The 25932-nt window shown below is 73.0% G+C and carries 23 protein-coding genes; 16 read left to right on the top strand and 7 right to left on the bottom strand.

From position 1 onward, the window contains the following. Positions 1 to 51 precede the first annotated feature (51 nt). Positions 52 to 2631, top strand: coding sequence for a bifunctional FO biosynthesis protein CofGH (locus tag ABEA81_RS03530; protein ID WP_345603192.1), 2580 nt, complete (start codon positions 52 to 54; stop codon positions 2629 to 2631). A gap of 131 nt (positions 2632 to 2762) precedes the next feature. Continuing rightward, positions 2763 to 2978 carry a zinc-binding dehydrogenase gene (locus tag ABEA81_RS03525; RefSeq protein ID WP_345603190.1) on the top strand — a complete coding sequence of 72 codons (216 nt, stop codon included), beginning with the start codon at positions 2763 to 2765 and terminating at the stop codon, positions 2976 to 2978. 52 nt (positions 2979 to 3030) lie between these two features. Here ABEA81_RS03525 and ABEA81_RS03520 read toward each other — a convergent pair whose 3' ends face one another. Beyond that, entirely contained in the window at positions 3031 to 4062 is a 1032-nt protein-coding gene (locus tag ABEA81_RS03520) for an NAD(P)/FAD-dependent oxidoreductase (RefSeq protein WP_345603188.1), read from the bottom strand. 51 nt (positions 4063 to 4113) lie between these two features. After that, the gene (locus tag ABEA81_RS03515) at positions 4114 to 5160 is read right to left on the bottom strand and encodes an alcohol dehydrogenase catalytic domain-containing protein (protein ID WP_345603186.1); all 1047 of its coding nucleotides are present in this window, start codon (positions 5158 to 5160) and stop codon (positions 4114 to 4116) included. Between the two features lie 93 nt (positions 5161 to 5253). On the opposite strand from ABEA81_RS03515, the gene ABEA81_RS03510 reads away from it, so the two are divergent. From ABEA81_RS03510 to yhjD, 3 genes are read left to right on the top strand one after another with little or no spacing between them, the layout of a single operon-like run. Further along, positions 5254 to 5427, top strand: a complete 174-nt coding sequence (locus ABEA81_RS03510) for a hypothetical protein (protein WP_345603184.1) — start codon at positions 5254 to 5256, stop codon at positions 5425 to 5427. Positions 5428 to 5458: 31 nt separating this feature from the next. Continuing rightward, on the top strand, positions 5459 to 6478 hold the full coding sequence (gene trpS, locus ABEA81_RS03505) for a tryptophan--tRNA ligase (protein WP_345603183.1): 1020 nt from the start codon (positions 5459 to 5461) through the stop codon (positions 6476 to 6478). A gap of 12 nt (positions 6479 to 6490) precedes the next feature. Next, positions 6491 to 7525: an inner membrane protein YhjD gene (yhjD, locus tag ABEA81_RS03500; RefSeq protein ID WP_345603181.1), complete on the top strand. Its 1035-nt coding sequence runs from the start codon at positions 6491 to 6493 to the stop codon at positions 7523 to 7525. 99 nt (positions 7526 to 7624) lie between these two features. Here yhjD and ABEA81_RS03495 read toward each other — a convergent pair whose 3' ends face one another. Further along, on the bottom strand, positions 7625 to 8782 hold the full coding sequence (locus ABEA81_RS03495) for a D-alanyl-D-alanine carboxypeptidase family protein (RefSeq protein ID WP_345603180.1): 1158 nt from the start codon (positions 8780 to 8782) through the stop codon (positions 7625 to 7627). A gap of 233 nt (positions 8783 to 9015) precedes the next feature. On the opposite strand from ABEA81_RS03495, the gene ABEA81_RS03490 reads away from it, so the two are divergent. From ABEA81_RS03490 to ABEA81_RS03455, 8 genes are all read left to right on the top strand, one after another. Further along, a complete protein-coding gene (locus ABEA81_RS03490) occupies positions 9016 to 10131 on the top strand; it encodes a BMP family lipoprotein (protein WP_345603292.1) in 1116 nt (371 codons plus the stop codon). Positions 10132 to 10238: 107 nt separating this feature from the next. After that, a complete protein-coding gene (locus ABEA81_RS03485) occupies positions 10239 to 11792 on the top strand; it encodes an ABC transporter ATP-binding protein (RefSeq protein ID WP_345603178.1) in 1554 nt (517 codons plus the stop codon). Further along, positions 11789 to 12877, top strand: coding sequence for an ABC transporter permease (locus tag ABEA81_RS03480; RefSeq protein ID WP_345603176.1), 1089 nt, complete (start codon positions 11789 to 11791; stop codon positions 12875 to 12877). The genes ABEA81_RS03485 and ABEA81_RS03480 overlap by 4 nt, the downstream gene beginning before the upstream one ends. 150 nt (positions 12878 to 13027) lie before the next feature. After that, positions 13028 to 14287 carry an ABC transporter permease gene (locus ABEA81_RS03475; RefSeq protein WP_345603174.1) on the top strand — a complete coding sequence of 420 codons (1260 nt, stop codon included), beginning with the start codon at positions 13028 to 13030 and terminating at the stop codon, positions 14285 to 14287. Then, positions 14280 to 14678, top strand: coding sequence for a cytidine deaminase (locus ABEA81_RS03470; protein WP_345603172.1), 399 nt, complete (start codon positions 14280 to 14282; stop codon positions 14676 to 14678). Before ABEA81_RS03475 ends, ABEA81_RS03470 begins: the two co-directional genes overlap by 8 nt. 95 nt (positions 14679 to 14773) lie before the next feature. After that, on the top strand, positions 14774 to 16048 hold the full coding sequence (locus ABEA81_RS03465) for a thymidine phosphorylase (protein ID WP_345603170.1): 1275 nt from the start codon (positions 14774 to 14776) through the stop codon (positions 16046 to 16048). 53 nt (positions 16049 to 16101) lie between these two features. Further along, on the top strand, positions 16102 to 17196 hold the full coding sequence (locus tag ABEA81_RS03460; RefSeq protein ID WP_345603168.1) for a F420-dependent hydroxymycolic acid dehydrogenase: 1095 nt from the start codon (positions 16102 to 16104) through the stop codon (positions 17194 to 17196). A 101-nt stretch (positions 17197 to 17297) separates the two neighbouring features. Further along, positions 17298 to 17717: a nitroreductase family deazaflavin-dependent oxidoreductase gene (locus ABEA81_RS03455; protein ID WP_345603167.1), complete on the top strand. Its 420-nt coding sequence runs from the start codon at positions 17298 to 17300 to the stop codon at positions 17715 to 17717. Between the two features lie 18 nt (positions 17718 to 17735). Here the strand turns inward: ABEA81_RS03455 and ABEA81_RS03450 are convergent, their stop codons facing one another. After that, complete coding sequence (locus tag ABEA81_RS03450) at positions 17736 to 18785, bottom strand: PA containing protein (protein WP_345603165.1); 1050 nt, start codon at positions 18783 to 18785, stop codon at positions 17736 to 17738. 170 nt (positions 18786 to 18955) lie between these two features. Between ABEA81_RS03450 and ABEA81_RS03445 the strand changes: the two genes are divergently transcribed. After that, a complete protein-coding gene (locus ABEA81_RS03445) occupies positions 18956 to 20044 on the top strand; it encodes an adenosine deaminase (RefSeq protein WP_345603163.1) in 1089 nt (362 codons plus the stop codon). Here the strand turns inward: ABEA81_RS03445 and ABEA81_RS03440 are convergent. Beyond that, complete coding sequence (locus ABEA81_RS03440; protein WP_345603161.1) at positions 20034 to 20996, bottom strand: ABC transporter substrate-binding protein; 963 nt, start codon at positions 20994 to 20996, stop codon at positions 20034 to 20036. The genes ABEA81_RS03445 and ABEA81_RS03440 overlap by 11 nt on opposite strands. Before the next feature lie 28 nt (positions 20997 to 21024). Then, positions 21025 to 22491, bottom strand: a complete 1467-nt coding sequence (locus ABEA81_RS03435) for a glycosyltransferase family 39 protein (protein WP_345603159.1) — start codon at positions 22489 to 22491, stop codon at positions 21025 to 21027. 131 nt (positions 22492 to 22622) lie between these two features. Here ABEA81_RS03435 and ABEA81_RS03430 point away from each other — a divergent pair, with 131 nt between their 5' ends. Both ABEA81_RS03430 and ABEA81_RS03425 read left to right on the top strand, forming a co-directional pair. Further along, positions 22623 to 23813 (top strand): sensor histidine kinase, encoded by a 1191-nt coding sequence (locus tag ABEA81_RS03430; RefSeq protein ID WP_345603157.1) that lies wholly within the window; start codon positions 22623 to 22625, stop codon positions 23811 to 23813. Between the two features lie 11 nt (positions 23814 to 23824). Continuing rightward, positions 23825 to 24478, top strand: coding sequence for a response regulator transcription factor (locus ABEA81_RS03425; protein ID WP_345603155.1), 654 nt, complete (start codon positions 23825 to 23827; stop codon positions 24476 to 24478). A gap of 13 nt (positions 24479 to 24491) precedes the next feature. On the opposite strand, the gene ABEA81_RS03420 is transcribed toward ABEA81_RS03425, so the two are convergent. Then, positions 24492 to 25793 carry a M20 metallopeptidase family protein gene (locus ABEA81_RS03420; RefSeq protein WP_345603153.1) on the bottom strand — a complete coding sequence of 434 codons (1302 nt, stop codon included), beginning with the start codon at positions 25791 to 25793 and terminating at the stop codon, positions 24492 to 24494. Positions 25794 to 25932: the final 139 nt, after the last annotated feature.

The following is a 25932-nucleotide window of genomic DNA, read 5'->3' as shown; positions in this document are numbered from 1 at the left end:
CGGGGTCCGGCAGGTCGACCTCGTCGGCTCGGCCGACCTACTGTTCACGTCATGGTCGAGGTGCTCCGCGAGACCGAGCCGTCCGACGCCGCTCTCCGCCGCGCGCTGCGGCGGGCGCGGGACGGCGTCACGATCGACGTCGCCGAGGCGTCCGTGCTGCTGGCCGCCCGTGGCGAGGCCCTGGACGAGCTGCTCGCCGTCGCGTCCCGGGTGCGGGACGCGGGCCTGGTGGCCGAGGGCAGGCCGGGTGTCGTCACGTACTCGAAGAACGTGTTCATCCCGCTCACCCGGCTGTGCCGCGACCGCTGCCACTACTGCACGTTCGCCACCGTGCCGCACCGGTTGCCCGCGGCGTTCCTCGAGCGGGAGGAGGTGCTGGAGATCGCCAGGGCCGGGGCGGCGGCCGGCTGCAAGGAAGCGCTGTTCACCCTGGGCGACCGGCCGGAGGACCGCTGGCCCGCCGCGCGGGAGTGGCTGGAGGCGCGCGGCTACGACTCCACGTTGGACTACGTCCGCGCCTGCGCGATCGCGGTGCTGGAGGAGACCGGCCTGCTGCCGCACCTCAACCCCGGCGTCCTGTCCTGGGCCGAGCTGACGCGGCTCAAGCCGGTGGCCGCGAGCATGGGGATGATGCTGGAGACCACGGCGGAGCGGCTGTGGAGCGAGCCGGGCGGCCCGCACTTCGGCAGCCCGGACAAGGAGCCGGCCGTCCGGATCCGGGCGATCACCGACGCCGGGCGTGTCGGCGTCCCGTACACCACGGGCATCCTGATCGGGATCGGCGAGAACCGCACGGAGCGCGCCGAGTCGCTGTTCGCGATCCGCTCCGCCGCGCGGGCGCACGGGCACGTCCAGGAAGTGATCATCCAGAACTTCCGGGCCAAGCCGGACACCGCGATGGCGAACGACCCGGACGCCGACCTGCAGGACCTCGCCGCCACGATCGCGGTCGCGCGGATCGTGCTCGGCCCGAAGATGCGGATCCAGGCGCCGCCGAACCTGATCGGCGAGGAGTACGCGCTCATGCTGCGCGCCGGGATCGACGACTGGGGCGGGGTCTCGCCGGTCACCGCCGACCACGTCAGCCCGGAGATGCCGTGGCCCGCCATCGACGAACTCGCCACGCGCTCGGCTGCGGCCGGCTTCCAGATCAGGGAGCGGCTCGCGGTCTACCCGAAGTACGTGCTGGCCGGGTCGCCGTGGATCGACTCCCGCGTGTCCGCGCACGTCGCCGCGCTCGCCGACCCGGACACCGGGCTCGCCGACGAGAGCGCCGCGGTGGTGGGGCGGCCGTGGCAGGAGCCGGACGGCGGGTTCGCCTCCACCGGACGCGTCGACCTGAACACCGCGATCGACACCGAGGGGCGCACGGACGACCGCCGCGGCGACTTCGCATCCGTCTACGGCGACTGGGAGGCGGTCGCCGAGGAGCTGGCAGCGACGCAGCGGACGGCCCCGGAACGGCTGGACTCCGACGTCCGCGCGGGGCTCGCGCTGGCCGCCTCCGATCCGGCCGCGCTGCTCGACCCGGCGCACGAGGCGGTCGCGATGGCCGTGCTCACCGCCGACGGACCGGCGCTGGACGAGCTCGTGCGGCTCGCCGACGCCGTGCGCGCCGACGTCGTGGGCGACGAGGTCACCTACGTCGTCAACCGCAACATCAACTTCTCGAACGTCTGCTACGTGGGGTGCCGCTTCTGCGCCTTCGCGCAGCGCGAGCGCGACGCCGACGCGTTCCGGCTCTCGCTCGACGAGGTCGCGGCGCGCGCGGTGGAGGCTGCCGAGGCGGGCGCCACCGAGGTGTGCATGCAGGGCGGGATCGACCCGCAGCTGCCCGTCACCTTCTACGCCGACCTCGTGCGCGCGGTGAAGGCCGCGGTGCCGGGCATGCACGTCCACGCCTTCTCGCCGATGGAGGTCGTGTCGGCGGCGGCGAAGGCGGGCGTGTCGATCGAGGAGTGGCTCACGGAGCTGCGCGACGCGGGGCTGGGCTCGATCCCGGGCACGGCCGCCGAGATCCTCGACGACGAGGTCCGCTGGGTGCTCACCAAGGGCAAGCTGCCGGCCGCCCAGTGGCTGGAGGTGGTGGGCACCGCGCACCGGCTGGGGATCCCGTCGTCGTCCACGATGATGTACGGCCACGTCGACGAACCCCGCCACTGGCTCGGCCACCTGCGCACGCTCGCGGCGCTGCAGGACGAGACGGGAGGCTTCACCGAGTTCGTTCCGCTCCCGTTCGTGCACCACAACGCGCCGATCTACCTCGCGGGCATCGCCCGCCCCGGGCCGACGGTGCGCGACAACCGCGCGGTGCACGCGTTCGCCCGGCTCGCCCTGCACGGGCGGATCGACCACGTCCAGTGCTCGTGGGTGAAGCTCGGCGACGACCTCGCCGCCGACATCCTCCGCGGCGGCGCCGACGACATGGGCGGCACGCTGATGGAGGAGACGATCAGCCGGATGGCGGGGTCGGAGAACGGCTCCGCGCGCACCGTCACCGAGCTGACGGCGATCGCGGAGGCGGCGGGCCGCCCGGTTCGCCAGCGCAGCACGACCTACCGCGACCCGGTGGATCGGCTGGTGCCGGCCCAGCGTCCCGGCCCGCGGCTGCTGCCGCTGGCGCCCGCCTGATCGATCCGGTGTGCACACCGATGCGGTCCGAGCAGCACCATCGTGCGTCTCGCCGCGATCTTCGGGTCGTGCGCGGTGCGGCCGGGCGGTCGGGGCTGCGTCCCCGTGCCGGTCATGACGATCGTGGCCGCGTGGTGGCCGTCGACGTCTCGGCGGACGCGCTCGCACTGGCCCGGGCCCGCGGCGCCGAAGTGGTCGTCGACGCCTCCGGGACGCGGGACGTCCCGGCGGCGGTCCACGAGCTCACCGGCGGCGGGGCGCACGTCTCGCTCGACGCGCTGGGCTCGCTCGCGGCGATGGACGGCCCGACGCCCGCGGGCATGACGGTGGTCGCGCTCGACCCGTGATCCCTCCGCGATTCGCGGTCTCCGGGCGAGCGGGTCGGGGACTGCGTGCGCCTCACGTGGGTCGGCAGCCGCGCAGCTCCGGGGCATCGACCCCGTGCACGACCTCCTCGGCGACGAGCCTCCCGGCGACCGCTGCGAGCGTCACGCCGGAGTGCATCGCCGCCACGTAGGCGCCACGGACGGTGGGGAGCGGGCCGATCACCGGGTGTCCATCGACCGGCATCGGCCGCATCCCGACCCGTGCGCTCAGCAGCCGCACGTCGTCCGCACCGCGGAACATCGAGGCGATCCGAGCGAGGCCACGTTCCGCGGAACGCGCGAGTTCGGCGGCCGTCGACTCCCCCGCGTAGGCGATGGGCGAGAGCAGCTCGCCGTCACCACCGGCACGCACCTCCACACGAGGCGTCGCGACGACGGTCCGCACGAGATCGGGAGGTCCGGCGAGCCGCAGCAGGATCGCCGGTGACGGCGCCACCGGCACCCGCACGCCCAGCGGCCCGCAGAGCACGGAGACGTCGGCACCGCTCGCCAGCACCACGGTGTCGGAGTCGACGAGGCCACCCGTCGTCTCGACGCCGACGACGCGGCCATGGACGACCCGCAGCGCGGTCGCCGCGGTACCCCACACGAGCCGGGCACCCCGATCGCATGCGGCGGCGATCAGGGCGTCGGTGGTCGCCCGCGGGTCGACCGCCCCGTCGCCGGGGATGTGGACGGCCCGCGCCGGGGGCGTGCGCAGGTTGGGCTCCAGCGCGGCGATCCGCTCCGCGCCGACCAGGTGCCGCCCGGGTTCGAGGTCGCCGGCCGGTTCCGGCCCGCCCCACGACAGCGATCCGGACCACCGCACGTGCACATCCGGGATCTCGGCCTCGAGCCGCCGGTACTCCCGCACCGCGGCCGCGCGCAGCGCGCCACCCGGACCGGGCCCGCGCTCGGACGCGCCGATCCACCCGAACGACTCCCCGGTGGCGCCGGACGCCGGCCGGGCCTTGTCCACGAGCGTCACGTCCGCCCCGAGCCGGGCCACGTGGCAGGCGATCGACGCGCCGACGATCCCGGCGCCCACCACGACGACGTCCGCCACCGCGCGGACGGTAGGTCAGGGCTCCGGCGACGTCGACCGACTTCCGCGTCGTCAGCCCGGCGTGATGACGACCTTGAGCGCCTGGTGGGCCGCGGCGTTCTTGAAGACGTCGTACGCCTGGTCGATGCGGTCGAACGTGAACGAGTGGGTGCCCATCTTCTCGGCGGGGATGCGCCCGTTCGCGACCATCGTGAGCAGGGTCGGTATGGAGACCGTGTCGACCAGCCCCATGGTCAGGGTGATGTTGCGGATCCACATCTCCTGCATCGGGAGCTCCACCGGCACCCCGTGCACGCCGATGTTGGCGATCGTGCCGCCCGGCCGTACCAGCGCGGCGGCGGTGAGCAGGGTCTCCGGGTACCCGACGGCCTCGATCGCGACGTCGACGCCGAGGCCGTCGGTGAGCGCGGTGACCTCCTTGACCGTGCCGGGGCCCGCCTCGACGGTGTCGGTGGCGCCGAACTCGATCGCCTTCTCCAGGCGGAACTTGTTGCTGTCGACGGCGATGACCTTCGAGGCGCCCCACAGGCCGGTCGTGAGCACGGCGGCCAGCCCGACCGCTCCGGCTCCGACGACGGCGACGGTGTGCCCGGGGCGGACGTTGCCGGCGAGGACCCCGACCTCGTAGCCGGTGGGGAGCGAGTCGGCCAGGAAGATCGCCTGCTCGTCGGAGACGCCATCGGGAACGGCGTACAGGGACGTGTCCGCGTACGGGACGCGGACGTACTCGGCCTGGGTGCCGTCGATCAGGTGCCCGAAGATCCAGCCGATCCCGCCGACCGTCCGGCAGTGCGACGGCATCCCGCGCTGGCAGTACTCGCAGCGGCCGCACTTGGTGATCGCCGGTACCAGCACCCGGTCGCCCGCCGAGAACCCGCGCACCGCGGCGCCGACCTCGGTGACGGTCCCCACCGCTTCGTGGCCCAGGATCCGCCCGTCGGTGACGGCGGGGACGTCGCCCTGCAGGATGTGCAGGTCGGTGCCGCAGATCGTGGTGGTGTCGACCCTGACGACCACGTCGGTCGGCTCCTGCACGGCAGCGTCCGGGACGTCCTCCCAGGACTTGTCGTCCGGACCGTGGTAGACGAGTGCCTTCATCTGGTGCCTCCGCTGGTCGCAAGTCGCGGGGGGTGACGCTAGTGAGGCGGGTCACGTCCGGTTGTCTCATCCTGCGACGCGTACCGTGGCGGCATGGGCGTTCTGGGAGAGATGTTCCCCGGGCGGAAGATCCGGGACGAGTCCACCGAGGCGGGCGACGGCCAGGAGCACTTCCAGCTCGGGCCGATCGACCTGGACAACCGCACCGTTCAGGTGCAGCGCGTGGCGGCCGACGAACCCGAGCAGGACGACACCGCCCCCGCGTAGCGCGTCCACGCGGGTTGGGAGAATCGGGGGCATGACCGCCCCCACCGACCGTCGCCAGCGGGTGCTCTCCGGCATCCAGCCCACCGCGGACTCGTTCCACCTGGGCAACTACCTCGGCGCGGTCCGGCAGTGGGTGGCGATGCAGGACTCCTACGACGCCTTCTACTTCATCCCGGACCTGCACGCGATCACCGTCGAACACGACCCGAAGACGCTCGCCGACCGCACCCGCAACGCGGTGGCCCAGCTGCTCGCGTTAGGCCTCGACGCGCAGCGCTGCACGCTGTTCGTCCAGTCCCACGTGCCCGAACACGCCCAGCTCGAGTGGGTGCTGGGCTGCCTCACGGGCTTCGGCGAGGCGAGCCGGATGACCCAGTTCAAGGACAAGGCGGCGCGCCAGGGCGCCGACCGGGCCACCGTGGGCCTGTTCACCTACCCGATCCTGCAGGCCGCCGACATCCTGCTCTACCAGGCCGACGGCGTGCCGGTGGGCGAGGACCAGCGCCAGCACCTCGAGCTCACCCGCGACCTCGCGCAGCGGTTCAACACCCGCTTCGGCAAGGCGTTCACGGTGCCCGAGCCGGTCATCCCCACCGGGATCGCGAAGATCCAGGACCTGCAGGACCCGACGGCGAAGATGAGCAAGTCGGCGTCGAGCCCGGCCGGCATCGTCGAGCTGCTCGACGACCCCAAGGTGAACGCCAAGAAGATCCGGTCGGCCGTCACGGACGCGGAGCGGGAGATCCGCTACGACCCGGAGGCCAAGCCGGGCATCTCCAACCTGCTCACGATCTACTCGGCGCTCACCGACCGGAAGGTCTCCGAGCTCGAGGCGGACTACGCCGGCAAGGGCTACGGCGATCTGAAGAAGGATCTCGCGGAGGTCGTCGCGCAGTTCGTGGAACCGCTGCGCGAGCGGGTACGTACCTTCCGGGACGACCCGGCCGAGCTGGACCGGGTGCTCGCCCGCGGAGCCACCCGGGCGCGCGAGATCGCAGGCGCGACACTCGCGGCCGTCCACGAGAGGATCGGCTTCCTGCCGCCGACGTGATGGGGTGACACCGTGGCCGCACCGGAGAAGCCGTCCAGGATCGAGCGGCTGCGGGCGCGGTACGCGTGGCTCGACCACGTCATGCGGGCCGCCACCCGCTACACCGAGCGGCACGGGGACCACTACGCCGCGGCGATCACGTTCTTCAGCGTGCTGTCGCTGGTGCCGTTGCTGATGATCGCGTTCGCCGTCGCCGGGTACGTGCTGTTCTTCAACCCGGATCTGCTGCGCGAGCTGCAGGCCGGCATCGCGGAGAACGTCCCGCCCGGTCTCGGCGAGATCATCAACCCGACGATCGAACAGGCCATCGCGTCCCGCGCGGCCGTCGGCGCGGTGGGTCTGCTGGCGGCGCTCTACTCGGGGATCGGCTGGATGTCGAACCTGCGCGAGGCGTTGTCCGAGCAGTGGGCCCAGGTCCCGGCCACGCCCGCGATGGTGAAGCGACTGTTCCTCGACCTCCTCGCGCTGGCGGGCCTCGGCCTGGCGCTCGTGGGGTCGTTCGCCATCACCGGCGTCGCGAACGGCTTCGCCGCGACGTTGCTGGAGCTGGTGGGCCTGGCCGACGAGGAGTGGGCGCGGTTCCTGCTCGGCGTCGTCGGGTTCCTGCTGGGCCTGCTCGCGAACTGGCTGATCTTCCTGTGGGTGATCGCCCGGCTCCCGCGCCGGCACGTGACGCTGCGCAGCGCGGTGAAGGCAGCGCTGTTCGGTGCGATCGGCTTCGAGGCGCTGAAGTTGATCATGACCTACTACCTCGCATCCGTGACGGCGTCGCCCAGCGGTGCCGTGTTCGGCTCGTTCCTCGGCCTGCTGGTCTTCGTGTTCTTCGCGTCCCGCTTCGTCCTCTTCGTCACGGCGTGGGCCGCCACCGCGCGGGAGAACGAGCAGGAGGAGCCGGTACCGGTGCCGGAGCCGCCCGTGTTGCACTCGGAGGTGGTGGTGCGCCGCGGTCCGACGGGCGGCGTCGCCGTCGGGCTGCTCGGTGCCGGCCTGCTCACCGGCTGGCTGAGCAGCCGTCGCCTGCTCGGTCGTCGCCGCGTCGAGCGCTAGCGTCGGCGCGCACGAAGCGAGCGGCGCTCTCCCTCCTAGCACCCGAACGTGCCGTTCGCTCCGCGGGAGCCACCGCAGCGCGCCCGAGGCGGGCCGGGATCAGCGGCGGCGGCGCAGGGCGAGGCCTCCGATGACCATCCCGGTGACCGCGATGGCGCCGAGGCCGATCGGGAGCATCGGCGGGACGGGCCGGAGGGCGAGGGTCTGGACCCCCGCGTCCGCCTCGGGGGGTGTCGGCGGCGGGGCGGGCGCGGCCTCCACCAGCTGCCCGACGGCGGGGGTGTCGGCGGGCAGCTCGAATCCCCAGTCCAGCAGGTGGGCGCCCTGCTTCCACATGGGCACCGGTGTCTGCTCGCCCCTCATCAGCACGACGACGAGACGTCTCCCGCCCCGCTCGGCCGCGGTGACGAGCGTGTGCCGGGCGGCCTGCGTGAAGCCGGTCTTGCCGCCGATCGTGCCCGCGTAGTGGGCGAGGTTCTTGCTGCTGTTGTAGAGCACGAACCCGGGGTGGTCGCCGTAGCCCGGGAACGGCGTCGAGTGCAGGGCGGTGGTCTCGGCGAACAGGGGTTCGCGCATCGCCGCCCGGAACATCAGCGCGAGGTCGTACGCCGAGCACGCCATGCCCGGCCCGTCGAGCCCGGACGGGGTGGCGGGGCGGGTGTCGAGCGCGCCCATCTCGCGCGCGATGTCGGTCATCTTGGCGACCGTGGCGGCGTCGCCGCCCATCGCTCGGGACAGCGCCTCCGCGGTGTCGTTGCCGGAGTTGAGCAGGAGGCCGGCGAGCAGCTGCCGCACGGTGTACTGCCCGCCGGGGCCCACGCCTGCCTTGCTGCCGTCGATCGCCTGGTCCTCGGCCGTGCCGGCGACCACCTGGTCCGGGTCGAGCGACCGCAGGGCGGTGATCGCGGTGAGCACCTTGAGCGTGGACGCGGGGCGGTGCCGCGCGTGCGGGGCGCGCGCGGCGAGCACGGCTCCGGTGTCGAGGTCGGCGAGCACCCACGACTGGGCGGTGAGGTCGGGGGCACCGTCCGGGCCGATCTGCCCGCACGTGCCCATCTGCGGCCCGCCCACCGGTTCCGGCGGCCAGGGCAGCGGGGCGGGTGGCGGGTCCGCCTTCTCCTCCTTGACGGGTGGGCCGGGCGGGGCCTGCTGACCCGCGCAGCCCCCCGTCACGCTCGCCACCGGCTGCGGGGCCGCCGCCGGGACGGCCGGGCACGCCAGTGCGAGCACCAGCGTCACCGCCGCGACCCATCGCACGTCCTCGACTGTAGATCGGTTCAGTCCGCATGCGTCGACCGGAAGCCGTGACGATCATCCATTGGGGGACGCGGTCGGGTGGTCACGCTCCGGAGTCGACGATTCGGTCACGCCCATCGGTCGATCATGTGAACACCCAGGACCCTCGGATACGGTTCCCCACCGTCGTCCCGCCGGATCAGGAGAGGTCTCCCTTGCGGTTCAGTCGAGGTTTCGTTCTGGCAGCAGCCGTGCTGACCAGCGCGCTGGTGGTGACGGGTTGCGCTCGTGACACCGGCGCCACGCAGCAGGGCGGTGGTGGCGCCGGGGGTACCGAGTGCACCCGCAATCCCGCGCCCGCCGCGGCGGGCGGCGTTCCCACCCCCGCGCCGGTCGCCCCGAACGCCGACGCCAGCGCGCTGCGCGTGGGGATGGCCTACGACATCGGAGGCCGCGGCGACCTGTCGTTCAACGACTCCGCGGCCGCCGGGCTCGAGAAGGCGATAAGCGACATCGGCCTGCAGCAGTCCAACACCCGGGAACTCGCGGCCGCCGAGAACGAGAGCGAGGACGCCGCCGCCACCCGGCTGCGCCAGCTCGTGGCCGACGGCTTCAACCCGGTCATCGCGGTCGGCTTCAAGTACGCGACGGCCCTGAAGACGGTCGCCACCGAGAACCCGAACGTGCAGTTCGCGATCGTGGACGACTCCACGGTCGAGCTGCCGAACGTCACCCCGCTGGTCTTCGCCGAGGAGCAGGGCTCGTTCCTCGTGGGTGCCGCGGCCGCGTTGAAGACGAAGGCCTGCCGGATCGGCTTCGTGGGCGGCGTGGACACGCCGCTGATCCACAAGTTCGAGGCGGGCTACGTGGCGGGTGCCAAGGCGGTGGCGCCGAACGTCCGGGTCGACGTCGACTACATCAGCCCGGCGGGTGACTTCTCCGGCTTCAACGACTCGGCACGCGGCACCGAGGTGGCCCGCGGCCAGCTCGACGGCGGCGCCGACATCGTCTACCAGGCCGCGGGTGCATCCGGCCAGGGCGTGTTCGAGGCCGTGAACGCGGCGACGAAGGCGGACGCCCCGAAGTTCGCGATCGGCGTCGACTCCGACCAGTACAACACCGTCGCGCCGCCGGTCAACGAGGTGATCATGACCTCGATGCTCAAGCGCGTCGACGTCGCGGTGTTCAACTACATCAACGCGGTGGCCGGTGGCCACCGGGACGCGCTCCCGAAGGCGTTCGACCTCTCCGTCGACGGCGTGGGCTACTCGACGTCCGGCGGCAAGATCGACGACATCACCGACCAGCTGGACGCCTACAAGGCCGCGATCATCAACGGCGACATCACGGTGCCCAGCGAGCCGCAGTAGCGCGGTCTCCTCGCGTCTGAGGCACCATCGGGGGCCGGGTCCGCACGGATCCCGGCCCCCGCGCCGTAGTCCGCCCGAACACCGGCGACCCCCGGAAGGCTGGAGGTATGGCCGTAGCCGAGACCGCGCCACCTCGCGGCGAGTACGCCGTCGAGCTGGCGGGCATCACCAAGCGCTTCCCCGGTGTGGTCGCCAACAGCGACATCTCGCTCCAGGTGCGCCGCGGCGAGGTGCACGCGCTGTGCGGGGAGAACGGCGCGGGCAAGTCGACGCTGATGAAGATCCTCTACGGGATGCAGCAGCCCGACGAGGGCTCCATCTCGGTGGACGGCGAGGCGGTGCACTTCCGCTCGCCCGCCGATGCGATCAAGGCCGGGATCGGCATGGTGCACCAGCACTTCATGCTCGCCGACAACCTCACCGTCGCGGAGAACATCCTGCTCGGCGCGGAGGCCCTGCACGGCATGGGTGCCGCGGCGCGGCGGCGCATCGCCGAGCTCGAGGGCACGGTCGGGCTGCGGGCCGGGCCGGACGTGCTGGTCGAGCGGCTCGGGGTGGCCGACCGGCAGCGCGTCGAGATCCTCAAGGTGCTCTACCGCGGTGCGCGCACCGTGATCCTGGACGAGCCGACGGCCGTGCTGGTGCCGCAGGAGGTCGACGAGCTGTTCGCCACGCTGCGCAGGATGCGAGGGGAGGGGTACACGTTCGTCTTCATCTCCCACAAGCTCGACGAGGTGCGGGCCATCGCGGACCGCGTCACCGTCATCCGCCGCGGCACCTGCGTCGGCAGCGCCGACCCGAAGACGGTCACGAGCCGCCAGCTCGCGGAGATGATGGTCGGCAGCGAGCTGCCCAGCCCGGAGACCAGGGAGTCCACGGTCACCGACCACGAGGTGCTGCGCGTCACCGGGCTCACGCTCGATGCCGAGGGCGGCGGGCGCCCGGTGCTCGACGGCGTGGACCTCGTGGTGCGGGCGGGCGAGGTGCTCGGGATCGCGGGCGTCGAGGGCAACGGGCAGACCGAGCTCGTCGAGACGATCATGGGGATGCGCCGGGCGAGCGGTGGCACGGTGGTGCTGGAGGGCAGGGACATCACCCGTGCCCACACGCTGCAGCGCCGGGAGGCGGGAATCGGCTACGTGCCGGAGGACCGCACCCGCCACGGGCTGCTCGCCACCCAGCCGCTGTGGGCCAACCGGATCCTGGGCTACCAGAGCCGCAAGCCGGTGGCATCGGGCGGGCCGCTCGGCGTGCTCGACCGCGGTGCCGCGCGGCGCGACACCGAGCGCATCGTCGAGGAGTTCGACGTGCGCACGCCCGGCGTCGACGTGCCGGCGGCCGCGCTGTCCGGGGGGAACCAGCAGAAGCTCGTGGTGGGGCGCGAGCTCTCCGGCGAACCGGTGCTGCTCATCGCCGCCCACCCCACCCGCGGCGTGGACGTCGGCGCGCAGGCCGGCATCTGGGACGTGCTGCGGCGCGCCAGGGCCCGCGGCCTCGCGGTGCTGCTCGTGAGCGCCGACCTGGACGAGCTGATCGGGCTGTCCGACACGATCAAGGTGATGCTGCGGGGACGGCTCGTCGCCGGCGCCGACCCGGCCACCGTCACGCCGGAGGAGCTGGGGGCCGCGATGACCGGTGCCGACGCGGAGGGTGCCGCGTGACCCGCATCCGGACGGTCCTGCTGCCACCCGTGCTGGCGATCGTCTTCGCCGCACTGCTGTGCGCGGTGGCGCTGCTGATCAACGGCGACTCGCCGATCACGGCCCTGACCGTGATGGTCACCCAGGTGGGCACGGGCACCACGGCCGTCGACATCGTCAACACCGGGGCGATCTACTACATCGCCGGGCTCGCCGTGGCCATCGGCTTCCAGATGAAGCTGTTCAACATCGGCATCGAGGGCCAGTTCCGGCTCGCCGCGTGCGTGGCCGCGATCGTCGGCGGCGCGATCTCGCTGCCGCCGGGTCTGCACACGCTGGTGATCATCCTGGTCGGGGCTGCGGTGGGCGCGCTCTGGGCCTCGGTGCCGGCGTTGCTCAAGGCCTACCGCGGCGTGCACGAGGTCATCGCGTCGATCATGATGAACTTCGTCGCGACCGGCCTGATAGCCTACCTGATCAGCACCGACGGGTTCGGCGTGCTGCGTGGCAACAACATCTCGACCGATCCGATCGAGCCCACCGGCCACTTCCCCGGCATCTCGTTCGGGGACAGGGGGACGGTCTTCGGGTTCGTGTTCGTTGCCGCGGCGCTCGGTGTGGCCTACGGGTTCATGCTGAACCGCACGCGGTTCGGGTTCGAGCTGAAGGCCTCGGGGGAGTCGCCCACGGCGGCCGCAGCGGGCGGGGTGGACGCGCGCCGGATGGTGATCGTGGCGCTGCTGCTCTCGGGCGCGATGGCCGGCCTCGTCGGCCTGCCCGAGCTGGTCGGCCGCGACCACGCCTACACGCTCACCTCGCCCGCCGGCTACGGCTTCACCGGGATCGCGGTGGCGCTGCTCGGGCGCAACCACCCGGTCGGCATCGCGCTCGGCGCGCTGCTCTGGGCGTTCCTGGACAAGTCGGCGCTGGCTCTCGACAACGTCGGGGTGCCGCGCGAGATCGTGTTGATCATGCAGGGATCGGTGGTGCTCTCCGTGATCGTCGCCTACGAGATCGTGCGCCGCTACGAGCTCGCGGCCGAGCAGCGGCGGGTCGCCGCGCAGCTGCGCGCCGCGGCGGGCGTGCCGGCGGAGGTGGCGTCGTGACCGAGCTTGCGAGGTCACCATCGAACACAGCACGGCCCGGCACGGCGCCGACGAGCGTCAGCGAGGTGGCGTCGTGACCGAGCTTGCGAGGTCACCATCGAACACAGCACGGCCCGGCACGGCGCCGACGAGCGTCAGCGAGGTGGCGTCGTGACGGCGGTCGAGACCGCGCCCGCCCCCGCGGGCGCCCGGAACGGGCGGCGGCTGCCCGGCTGGGCGCGGGCCGCGATCGTCGTCGCGATCGGGGTCGGGGTCCTGACGATCACCACGACGCTCACCGGGCAGATCCAGCTCACCTCGAGCGGCACCACCCAGGCCGCCGTCCGGCTGCTGCTGCCGATCCTCTTCGCCGCGCTCGGCGGGCTCTGGTCCGAGCGCTCGGGGATCATCAACATCGGGCTCGAGGGCATGATGATCCTCGGCACCTGGGGCGCGGCGTGGGCCGGGTTCTACTGGGGTCCGTGGGCCGCGGTCATCGGCGGGCTCGTGTTCGGCGCGCTCGGCGGCCTGCTGCACGCAGTGGCAACGGTGACGTTCGGGGTCAACCACATCGTCTCCGGCGTCGCGATCACGCTGCTCGGGATGGGCGTCACGCAGTACCTCGCCCAGCTGGTCTTCGTGCCGCTCTCGCGGAACCCGCGGCAGTCGCCGCGCATCGAGGGCTTCGAGACGTTCTCGATCCAGCCGTTCGCCGACTGGCTCGCCGCACTGGAGGACCAGCAGCGGGTGCTGGTCTCCGACGTGGCCGGCCTGCTCGGCGGCCTGATCTCCGGGCTCACCCCGCTCGTCGTGCTCGGGTTCCTGCTCGTGCCCGTGAGCTACTACGTGCTGTGGCGCACGCGGTTCGGGCTACGGCTGCGCTCGTGCGGCGAGAACCCGGTGGCGGCCGAGTCGCTGGGCGTGAAGGTGTTCACCTACAAGTACATCGCGGTGATCGCCTCGGGCGGTTTCGCCGGGCTCGGCGGCGCGGCCCTCACGCTCAACCCGGGTCAGCTCGGCTACCTGGAGGGCCAGACGGGCGGGCGCGGCTACATCGGCCTGGCTGCGATGATCTTCGGAAACTGGCGTCCCGGCGGCCTGCTCGCCGGCTCGGCCCTGTTCGGGTACGTCGACGGCGTGCAGCTGCGCGCGGGCGGCGAGGCGGTGCACGCGCTCCTCTACACCACCACGATCCTCGCGGTGCTCCTGGCGGTGTTCTGGGCCGCGCGGCGGAACTGGCGCTCGGCCGTGGTCGCGCTGGCGGCGGGCGTGGTCGTCTACGCCGTGTACTGGGTGATCCCCGAGGTGCCGCGCGAGTTCGCCTCCTACGCGCCGCAGCTGGTCACGCTGCTCGTGCTCGCAGTGGCCTCGCAACGGCTGCGGCCGCCCGCCGCGGTCGGGCTCGAGTACCGCCGAGGTGAAGGTGACTGAACTCGAAGCCGACTGGCCGGCCCTGCGCAACGCGGCGGTCGCGGCCGCGGGCTCGGCCTACGCGCCCTACTCCCGGCTGCAGGTGGGCGCCGCCGCGCTCTGCGACGACGGGCGCGTCGTCGCCGGGTGCAACGTCGAGAACGCCTCGTACGGCCTCGGGCTGTGCGCCGAGTGCACGATGGCCGGGCAGCTGCGCCTCACCGGAGGCGGCCGGTTCACCGCGGTGACCTGCCGCTCCGGCACCGGCGAGCTGCTGATGCCCTGCGGCCGGTGCCGCCAGGTGCTCTACGAGTTCGGCGGCCCGGGCTGCCTCCTGGACACGCCCAGGGGCATCCTCCCGCTGAGCGAGGTCCTCCCCGACGCCTTCGGCCCGGACGACTTGCCGACGTAACCACAGACCGCACCGTGGAGCCGTACTGCTGCCCAGCAGTCGCTCGGACGCCACCATGGCTCCACGGTGCGCGGGGTGGGCATAGAGTCGGTCGAATGCACGCCGTCGAGATCATCCAGGCGAAGCGGGACGGCCGGCGGCTCACCGACGAGCAGGTCGACTGGGTCGTCGACGCCTACACGCGCGGGAGCGTCGCCGACGAGCAGATGGCGGCGCTCGCGATGGCGATCCTGCTCAACGGCATGGAGGCGGGTGAGATCGCCCGCTGGACCCAGGCCATGATCGACTCCGGCGAGGTGCTGGCGCTCGGGGACGTCGGGCGACCGTTGGTGGACAAGCATTCGACCGGAGGGGTCGGCGACAAGATCACCTTGCCGCTCGCCCCGCTCGTGGCCGCCTGCGGGGCGGCGGTGCCGCAGCTGTCCGGCCGCGGGCTCGGCCACACCGGTGGCACCCTCGACAAGCTGGAGGCGATCCCCGGCTGGCGCGCGTCGCTGTCGGAGGAGGAGATCGCGGCGCAGCTCGCCGACGTGGGCGCGGTGATCTGCGCGACCACCCCGACGCTCGCCCCCGCCGACCGCAAGCTGTACGCCCTGCGCGACGTCACGGGCACGGTCGAGTCGATCCCGCTGATCGCGAGCTCGATCATGAGCAAGAAGATCGCCGAGGGCACGGACGGGCTGGTGCTCGACGTGAAGTTCGGATCCGGGGCATTCATGAAGACGCCCGAGCGCGCGCGGGAACTGGCCGAGACGATGGTCGCGATCGGCTCGGCGCACGGCCTGGCGACGACGGCGCTGCTCACGGACATGTCCGTGCCGCTCGGGCGGGCCGTGGGCAACGCCCTGGAGGTGGCCGAGTCCGTCGAGGTGCTGCGCGGCGGCGGGCCGGCCGACGTCGTGGAGCTGACCGTGGCGCTGGCCCGCGAGATGCTCGCACTCGCCGGCATCAGCGACGCCGACCCGGCGCAGGTGCTCGCGTCCGGCAAGGCCCACGAGGTGTGGGAGCGGATGATCGCCGCGCAGGGCGGTGACCCGGGTGCCCCGCTGCCGAGCGCGGCCCACGTCGAGGAGCTGGTCGCCGACCGGTCCGGGGTGCTCGGCCGGCTGGACGCCTACGCCGTCGGTGTGGCGGCCTGGCGGCTCGGGGCCGGCCGAGCCCGGAAGGAGGACGCGGTGCAGGCCGCCGCGGGCGTCCGGCTGCTGGTAGGCGTCGGCGACGAGGTCGAGGCCGGGCAGCCGCTGCTGGAGCTGCACACGGACACCCCCGCCGCCGTTGCCGGCGCCCGTGCGGCGCTGGACGGGGGCGTCGTTCTGACCGACGAGCCCGCTGCCCGGTGCGCGCTGGTGAGGGACGCGATCCGCTCCTGACACCGCGGGAGCCGGGCCGTATCAGTGGCGGCGTGGCCGGGTAGGACCACGGCATGACGTGGCGAATCTCGCGTCGCCGGCTCGGGCGGTGGGCCGTGACCGCCGGGGTCGCCGGGGTCGCCGCGGCGTGCAGCGGCGGTCGGCCCTCGAGCGTCCCGGCCGCGGGTGGCGGCGCCGCCAAGGCCGCTCCGGTCGGGTTCGTCCTGTCCCACGAGCAGTTCCCGACCCAGGAACTGGTCTCCTACGCCGAGCAGGCCGAGCAGGCCGGTTTCGGGTACCTGTGGGCCAGCGACCACGTGCAACCGTGGCAGCACGACCAGGGACACTCGATGTTCCCTTGGCTCACGCTGGCCCTGGCCGGCCAACGCACACAGCGGATCCCGCTGGGAAGCGGCGTGACCTGCCCCATCTACCGCCACCACCCGGTGGAGGTCGCGCATGCCTTCGCGTCGCTGGAGCTGCTGGCCCCCGGACGGGTCTTCCTCGGCGTCGGCACCGGCGAGCGGCTCAACGAGCAGGCGGCCACGACGCAGTTCGGCCCCTACTCGGAGCGGCACGACCGGCTGATCGAGGCGATCCATCTCATCCGGCAACTCTGGACGGGGCAGCGGGTCTCCTACCGCGGCCGCTACTTCCAGACCGAGCAGCTCGAGCTGTACGACCTGCCGGAGAAACCTCCGCCGATCTACGTCGCCGCCGGCGGGCCGAAGAGCGCTCGGCTGGCCGGCCAGTACGGCGACGGCTGGATCACCCAGGCATCGTCGGCGACGAATCCGCAGCTCGTGGGTGCTTTCATCGACGGCGCGCGCGCAGCGGGCAAGGACCCGGACGCCATGCCCAAATGGGCGGAACTGTTCGCCGTGCCGGGCGAGCAGGACGAGATCGACCGCGCCGCGCGGCTGTGGAGCTTCACCGCCGCCGGGTCCATCGACCAGCCCAACCCGGAGGCGATCCAGCAGGCGGCCGAGCGCACCCCGCCGGAGCAGGTGGCCGCGGGTTGGGTGACCGGCACCGACCCGGCCGTTCACATCGGGGCCGTGCAGCGCATGATCGATGGCGGTAGGACGCCGTTCCTCCACTTCCCGCAGGACGATCCCGGTGCGGCCATCGACTTCTACCGCACCCAGGTGCTGCCCCGGCTGAGATGAGCGATGCGTTCGTATGAGTCTCATCTCATATGAGATCCATACGAGTTCGGTACAGTGATGGCGTGAGCCAGGACACGCACACCGCGCAGCGCTACCGCCGGATGGTCAACCGGATCAACAAGATCATCACGGGTCTCCAGAGGATCGGCATCGCGTTCGGACCGATGGAGCTCCTCACCGTTCCCGGCCGCCGCACCGGCCGGCCCCGCACCTTTCCCATCGCGGTGATCCCACTGACCGGCGGCCGGTACATCATGCAGGCGTTCCCGAATGCCGCCTGGGTGGCCAACGTGCGAGCGGCGGACACGGTCACATTGACGCGCGGCCGCCGCAGCCGGACGGTGCGGCTGGTCGAAGTGCCTGTGGAGGAACGTCGCCCGCTGCTGCGCGAGGTCGTGGCGAGCCAACCAGCGAGTGCGGCACAACGCCTCGTGACGAACGGGCTGGCCGCCGCACCCACACCCGATGCGGTGGCCGCTGCCGCGGACCGGATCGCCGTGTTCCGCGTCCAACCCTCTTGAGAACGCTCCGGCGGGCGGTCAGACGTCGGGGTCGTCGGTGACCGTGTCGTGCGCCGAGGCGCCGTTGGGGCTCTTCACCGCGACCTTGCTGCGGTTGCGGCGCGGGGTCTGCCGCGGCGGGGGCGGCGGCATCTGGTGCACCGACGGGCCGCGGCCGAGGATGAGCTCGGCGAACGTGGCCATGGCCTCGTCGAGCTGACCGGCGTTGCGCCGCTCCGACTCGGCGTTCGCGCGCTCCACGAGCGAGCGCAGCGAGCTGGTGTCGGGGCGCTCGACGATCGCGGCGTCGAGCTTGCCGAGCTTCTCGTCGATCGTGCCGCCGAGGTTGCCGAGGCGCCCGGACATGCTCTCCTCGATCGCGTCGAGGCGGGCGGCGAGGTTCTCGAGGCGCCTCTCCAGGCCGTTCAGCGGCTCCGTCGGGTCGACGGCGGGGCGGGCGGCCAGGTCCTCGAGCCTGCGGTGCAGGCCGACGCTGGTGTCGCCGAGCAGGTTGCGCAGGCCCTCGCCGGACTCGTCGACCGAGCGGATGGCGTTGTCGAGCTGCTCGCGGACGATGCGCTCGATCCCGTCGACGCGCTCCTTGATCGGCGCGCCCACCGACGACGGCATCGCGTCGAGGCGCATCTCGTGCCGGTCGAGGCGGTTGTCGAGGTCGTCGAGGCGCTTGTGCAGGCCGCCGAGCCGGTCGTCCAGCCCGTCCATCCGCCCGGAGACGCCCTCCAGGCGGCCTGCCATCCCGTCGAGGCGGCCGTCGAGCTGCGCGATCGGCTTCGCCAGCTTGTCCGGCATCGCCTCCACCGCCCTCAGGACGGACGCGATCGAGGCGTCCTGGGCGTCGAGCTTGGCGACCGTCTCGTCGAGGCGCTCGGCGAGGACGCTGACCTCGGTGCGGTCGGGGAGCTCGGTGAGGCGCTTGCGCACCGTGCCGAGGGCGTCCAGGGCCGCGAGCCGAGCGTGGATCTCGTCGAGCGAATCGAAGATCTGCTGCTGCTCGCTGTCGCGGATCTCCGCTGCGCGCATCAGCATTCCGCGCATGCGGTCGAACGAGAGGGTGGAGTCATTGCTCATGGCGGCGGGGGAGCTTCCTCTGAGCCGGACATCGGGTAGTGCGGCAATGAGGGTAGCGACCACGGTGCGTCACCCGTCCGCGGCTCCCCGATCGGAGGTGTCATACCTCGATCGGACCAGCTGATTGCGCCCGGGCATCCCGAGGTGGGGCCGTGTTCTAGCGTTGCCGCGTGCCTGCGCCCCTGACCGTCGACACCATCCGCGATGCCCCGAAGGTGCTGCTGCACGACCACCTCGACGGCGGGTTGCGGCCCGCCACCGTGATCGAGCTCGCCGACGCCGCCGGCTACCACGGCCTGCCGTCCACGGACGCGGCCGAGCTGGGTGGGTGGTTCCTCGCCGCGGCGCACTCCGGGTCGCTGGTGCGCTACCTGGAGACGTTCGGGCACACGGTCGGCGTGATGCAGACGGTCGACGCGCTGGTCCGCGTGGCCGCCGAGTGCGCGGAGGACCTCGCCGCCGACGGCGTCGTGTACGCGGAGGTGCGGTTCGCGCCCGAGCTGCACGTGGAGGCGGGTCTCGAGCTGGACGCCGTGGTCGAGGCGGTGCTCGAGGGCTTCCGGGTGGGTACGGCGCGTGCGGCAGAACACGGCAGGCGGATCCGGGTGGGCTGCCTGCTCACCGCCATGCGGCACGCGGCGCGGTCGCGCGAGATCGCGGAGCTGGCGGTGCGCTACCGCGACCTCGGCGTGGTCGGGTTCGACATCGCGGGCGCCGAGGCCGGGTTCCCGCCCACGCGGCACCTGGACGCGTTCGAGTACGTGCGCCAGCAGAACGCCCATTTCACGATCCACGCGGGTGAGGCCTTCGGGTTGCCGTCGATCTGGGAGGCTCTGCAGTGGTGCGGCGCCGACCGGCTCGGGCACGGCGTCCGCATCATGGACGACATCACGTTGGGTGCCGACGGAACGCCCCGGTTGGGTCTGCTCGCCGCCTATGTGAGGGACAAGCGGATCCCGCTCGAAATGTGTCCCACGTCGAACGTGCACACCGGCGCCGCGAAATCCCTCGCGGACCATCCGATCGGGTTGCTCACGCAGTTGCGGTTCCGCGTCACGGTCAACACCGACAACCGCCTGATGTCCGACGTCTCGATGACGAGCGAGCTCACCGCGCTCGCCGACACGTTCGGTTACGGGTGGGCCGATCTGCAGTGGTTCACCGTGAACGCCATGAAGTCGGCCTTCATCGGCTTCGACGAGCGGCTGGCGCTGATCAACGACGTGATCAAGCCGGGCTACGCCGCGCTCATGGCCTGACCGGATCCACCGAGAAGGTGCGGGCGACGTCGTCCAGCATCGCGTGCGCACCCTGGATCCCCACGGCGCTCATCCACGTCAGGTCGCTGACCTCGTGCCGGGCGCCGCGGAGCCTGCCCCACAGCGGGTTGCCGGTGAACTGGGCCTTCGGCCCGTCGGTCGTGGTGTCGGGGTAGGTGGCGACGAAGATGTGGTCGGCGTCGAGGTCGAGGATGCGTTCCTGCGAGACGTCCACGGCGATCTCGTCCGTGGTGGGCTGGCTCGCGGGGCGTGGGAACCCGACGTCCTGCAGGACGACCCCGGAGTAGGACTTCTCCCCGTAGAGGCGGACGGTGTCCTCGCCGGCGAAGCGGACGACCGAGATCGTCGGGAGCGTGCCGCCGGACGCCTCCCCGATCTTCCTGCCGATGGTCGCCGCGCGCTGCTCGTACTCACCGATCCTGGTCTCCGCGAGCTCCTCCTCGCCGAGGGCACGCCCCACCAGGCGCAGGTTGTCCTTCCAGGTGGCACCCGTCGTCTCGCTGAAGACGGTGGGCGCGATCCGGGAGAGCTGCTCGTACAGCGCCTCGTGCCGGACCTTCGCGGACACGATGAGGTCCGGTTGGAGCGCGGCCACCTGCTCGAGGCTGGGGTCCTCCAGTGCGCCGACCGGGATGGCGTCGCCTGCGTACGTCCCGGCGAGCGGGCCGAGGTAGTCCGGGAGGCCGTCGGTGATCGCGCGGTAGGTCGTGTAGCCGACGAGCGGCGTCTCCAGCGTCAGCACGGCGTCGACGAAGCTCTGGTCGAGCGCGACCACCCGCTTCGGTGGGGCGGGGATCGCGGTCTCTCCCATGGCGTGCGTGACCACCCGGAAGGGCGCGCCCTGCGGCGCGGACTCGTCGGTGGCGGAACCGCACGCGGCCACGGCGAGGGAGAGCAGCGCGCCGAGCGCGACGGCGGGGATGAGCTTCACCCGGTGATGTTAGCCTGGCCTAACAGGATCAACCGACGGTGAGGGTGCGCAGCCGCGGCCAGAGTTCGTCCCACGGGAGCTCCCGGCCGCTGCACAGCCAGACGCTCGCGTCCGGCCCGCCGTCGGCCAGCATGCGCACGTCGGAGAAGTACGGCCGCAGCGGCTCGGGGTCGCTGCCGACGAACAGCACGGTGTCCTCGTCCTCGGACGGGGGTGGGAACCAGCCGTACCCGCGGTTGCCGCTGTGGGCCTGCGGGAGGTCGTACTGCAGCGAGTAGCCGTCGAGGTAGGCGGCGACGATGTAGGAGCCGCCCATCAGGGCCGTGTGCTCGCGCACGCCGGGCGGGAGGTCGTGGTAGGCGGCGGAGGCGCGCTGCGCGATCGCCTCGCCGATGTCGTCCGACGCGGCGGTGATGGTCGTGGCCGTGAACAGGAGCAGGCCGCCCGCGGCGGCGGCGCTCACCGCGTAGGCGGGCCACGCCACCCAGCTGAAGCGGCGCCGTCCGGCCTCGCGGCGCCGTTGCAGGCCGAGCGCCGCGGCCGCGGCGATGATCCCGTACAGCCCGCACAGGTAGTAGGGACGGCCCGGCGTGAGCGCGAAGACGGCGTACAGCGCCACGAACGTCACGGCGAAGAAGCGGTAGGGGCGCATCTCCCCGGAACGCACCAGCACCCACAGGCCGTAGAGCAGGAGCGCGGTGCCGGCCACCCCGGCCATGACGATCAGCGTGACCGCGACTCCCGGTCTCCCGGCGTACAGCGCGTCGGCCTCGGCGGCCACCACGGCGGTCATCTTCAGCTGGGGCCAGCCGTGCAGCGCCTGCCAGACGAGGGTGGGCAGCGCGATCAGCAGCCCGGCGCCGGCACCCACCCACAGCATCGGGCGGCGCAGGAGCTCCCGCGGACCGCAGGCGAGCACGGCGAGGAGCAGCACGGCGGCGAGCAGCAGCACCTGGAACTTGGTCTGGGCCGCGACGCCGATCACCAACCCCAGCACCATGAGGAGCCGGTCGTCGCGCGTCCGGATCCAGCGGACCAGCAGCCACCCCACGACCAGCCACTGGACGGGCTCGAGCGCGTACGGGGTGAGCCAGTGCCCGGCGAGCGTGGTCCACAGCCCGGTGGCCTGCACGCCCGCTGTCAGCGTCTGCGCTCGCCGGTCGCCGCCGAGCTCGCGGGCGACGAGCGCGGCGACGACGACCGCGGCGACCGTGGCGAGCACCGCGGGCAACCGCAGCGCGACGATCGAGCCCGGGGCGATCGCGTCCATCAGGGCGGCGAGCAGCGGTGCCACCGGGGGCTGGTCGGCCGAGCCCCAGTCGAGGTGGTGGCGCCCGATCGCCAGCATGTACATCTCGTCGAACCAGTAGCCGCCTGGGAGGCTCGCGGCCAGCTGCGCCGCCGCGACCACCGCCGCGACCGACAGGACGGGGCCGCGGGCGAACGGCACGGTGCGGGGCAGTGGTCGCGTCACGGCGGCCTCGAGGGTGGTCACGATCTCCATCAGACCGGCCCGAGTCGCCTCCTGACCAGCGTCGACGGATGGCCACGCCCCCTACGGAAGTCGGTGCGGCAACCCCCTCCACGCAGGTGATCGGCAGGGCCGGGCGCGGATACCGTGTCCTGGTGCGCCAGCAGGCGAAGGAGCAGGACCACCCGACCGAGGCGGTGTTCCTGCTCGTCGCTGCCGTGCTGCTCTTCGCCGGCCTCGACGTGCTCTACGCCCTGCTCGGCTCCCGGACCACCGGTCCCGCCGGCCCGTGGGCCGGGCTCGCGCTGCGGCTCGTCCTCGACGTCGCGGTGCTCGCGGCGCTGCGGGCCCCGATCCTCGTGACCTGGCTCATGATCGCCGGCGCCGGCGCGTTGCAGCTGAGCGAGCTCGTGAGCCCGGGGCTGCTCGTCGCGACCCCGGTGATCGGCGGCGACCCGCTGACGCTCAGCGTGACCCCGGTCGTGGTCAACGTCGTGGTCCAGGTGCGCAACCAGCGGTCCACGTGGGTGCTGGTCGGGATCCTCACGCTGCTCGCGACGCGGCCGTGGGACCCGTCGTGGCTCACGGTCTCGCTCGGGCTGCTGATCACGGGGGTTCCCGCGCTGCTCGGCCGTTACCTGGTGGCGCGGCGCAACCTGATGGCGAACCTGCGCGAACGGGCCGAACGCACCGACCGGGAGCAGCGCCTGCTCGCCGAGCAGGCCCGCGCCGAGGAGCGGGCCCGGCTCGCGGCCGAGATGCACGACGTCGTGACCCACCGCGTGAGCCTCATGGTGCTGCAGGCCGGTGCCATCGAGGTCACCGCGACCGACCCGGAGACGCGCCGCGCCGCCGAGGGTCTCCGCGACGCCGGCATGCAGGCCCTGGACGAGCTGCGCGACCTGGTCGGGGTGTTCGGTGGGGAGCGGACGGGGGAGTCGCCGTCGGTGGGCCCGCCCGCGCCGCGCGTCGAGCTGCGCGAGCTCGTCGACGCGTCCGGCGCCGCCGGGGTCGACGTGCGGTTGCGCTGCACCGGGGACGCCGACGCGGTACCGGTGGCGGTGCTGCGCACGGCCCACCGCGTCGTGCAGGAGGCGTTGACGAACGTGCACAAGCACGCGCCCGGCGGGCGGGTGCACGTCGACGTCCGGTACGCCGGCGATGCCGTGACCGTGGCCGTGACCAACACCGCCGCCACCGCCGATCCCGTGCTCGCCCCGACCGGCTCCGGGAGCGGGCTGCGCGGCCTGGGCGAGCGGGTGGCGATCATCGGCGGGACCCTGGAGGCCGGGCCGTGCCCCGAGGGCGGGTTTGCGGTGCGCGCCCGGCTCCCGGTGGGGCGGTGAAGGAGAAGACCGTGACGGTCCACGTGCTGGTGGTCGACGACGAGCCGATGGTGTGCGCCCACCTGCGCACGATCCTCGGTGCGGCCGATGGGATCGAGGTGGTCGCCACGGCGGCCGACGGGGCGGAGGCCGTGGAGGCCGTCGTCCTGCACGAGCCGGACGTCGTGCTCATGGACCTGCGGATGCCCGGGGTGGACGGGATCGCCGCGACGGCGCGGATCGTCGAGCTCCCGTCCCCGCCGCCGGTGGTCGCGCTCACCACGTTCGACGCTGACGAGCACGTGCACCGGGCACTGCGCGCCGGTGCAGCGGGGTACCTGCTCAAGTCCACGCCCCCGGACGAGCTGGCCGCGCTGGTGCGGGTGGCCGCGCAGGGGCACACCGTGCTGTCGCGGTCGGCGGCCCGCCGCCTGGTGGACCGGGCCGGGGACGCCCACGTTGCCCGCCGCCGCGCCGCGGCCCGCCTGGCGCCGCTGACCGATCGGGAGCGCGACGTCGTCGCGCTGCTCGGCGAGGGCTGCTCCAACGCCGAGGTGGCGCGGCGGCTGCCCCTCACCGAGGCCACGGTGAAGGGCTACGTCTCCAACGCGCTGGACAAGCTCGGCTGCACCAACCGCACGCAGCTGGGCCTCCTGGCCCGCGAGGCCGGCCTCCGGCAGCCGTGAGGCGATCCGCCGGCTACTCCGTGCGCGCCCTCCGTGCCAGCCAGCCGGCCATGGCACGCACGCCGTACCCGATGGCCCGCTCGTCCGGCTCGAAGACGCCGTAGTGCGGGTAGCTGGACTCCAGGGCCGACCCGGGCGCGCGGACGCCGAGGAACGTGAAGGTGCCGGGAAGCCGGTCGAGGAACAGCGCGAAGTCCTCGCCGCTGAACGGGATCGCGGCGTGCAGCGTCACCACCCGGTCCGCGCCGAGCGTGCCGCGCAGGTACTCCGTCAGGTCCTGGCCCTGCCGTTCGGGGCAGACCATCGCCGGGAACGGGCCGCCGGGGAAGTCCACGCTCGCCCCGTCGTACGGCCGTGCGAGCCGGCGGATGCTCTCCCGGACCTCGACGTGGCGCTCCTCCGGCCAGCACCGGTACGACACCGCTACCTCGTTCGCCGCCTCGGACACGGCTGCCCGCATGAACACGAACGTCGCCAACGGACCGTCGGGCGTCTGGATGTCCGCGACGAGCCGTTCGAGGTCCGCGCTCGACCCGGGTGGCGAGACCGTGCCGAGCCCGCCGATCTCGGCCGCGAGCCGCCGCGCCTGCTCCGCCGCGTCGGGGCCCGTGAGCGTGACGGTGCCCCGATCCTGGCCCGGCAGCCCGTACCCGGGGGCGGTGGCGAACCGGCCGACGGGGAACGGGCCGCAGTGCAGGGCGTGGATCTCCGCCGGCCGGGTGCCGGCGAGCACGCCGTCGTCGAGCATCGCTGCGGCGCCCGTCAACGCCTCCTCGCCCGGCTGGAACACGAACACGACGGTTCCGCCGAGCCGGTCCCGCAGGCTCGCGAGCACCTCCGCGATGCCGACCCCGATCGTGGTGTGGAGGTCGTGTCCGCACACGTGGGCGGCAGCGGGACCGCCCACGATCTGGCCGTCCGGCGGCACCGCGTCCATGTCGGCCCGGTAGGCGACCGCCCGGCCGGGGCGGGCGCCTTCGAGCACCCCGACGACCCCGTACCCGCCGACGCCCGTGGTGACGTCGAGACCGGCGGCCCGGAGTCGCTCCGCCACCAGTTCGGCGGTTCGCTGCTCCTGGCCCGCGGTCTCGGGATGGCGGTGGATGTCCCGCCGCAGCTCGACCAGGCTGCCGTCCAGCCGGGTGGCGGCGTCGTCGATGGCCGCCTCGTCGATGGCGGCGTCGTCGATGGCCGCCTCGTCGATGGCCGCCTCGTCGACCGGCTCGGCCGTCGACCGCCACACCGGCGTGAGCGCCAGCCCCGCTCCTGCCACGACCGCGGCTGCGCCGCCGAGTAGTGCACGTCTACCGATCACCCGGTCATCGTCGAGCGGGCGGGGGGAGGGACGCGCTGGTGAGGACTCCCCTCGTGTGGTGGGGTTTTCCCCAGTACCCCGCTCCGCCCCCGGTCACACGGGGCGCGGGCCGTGCTGATCAAGGCCCCGTCGGTCCCGG

It is taken from the genome of Pseudonocardia adelaidensis, assembly GCF_039543345.1.
Lineage (GTDB): Bacteria > Actinomycetota > Actinomycetes > Mycobacteriales > Pseudonocardiaceae > Pseudonocardia > Pseudonocardia adelaidensis.
The sequence above is the reverse complement of the archived record's forward strand: the minus strand, read 5'-3'. Positions and strand labels throughout refer to the sequence as shown.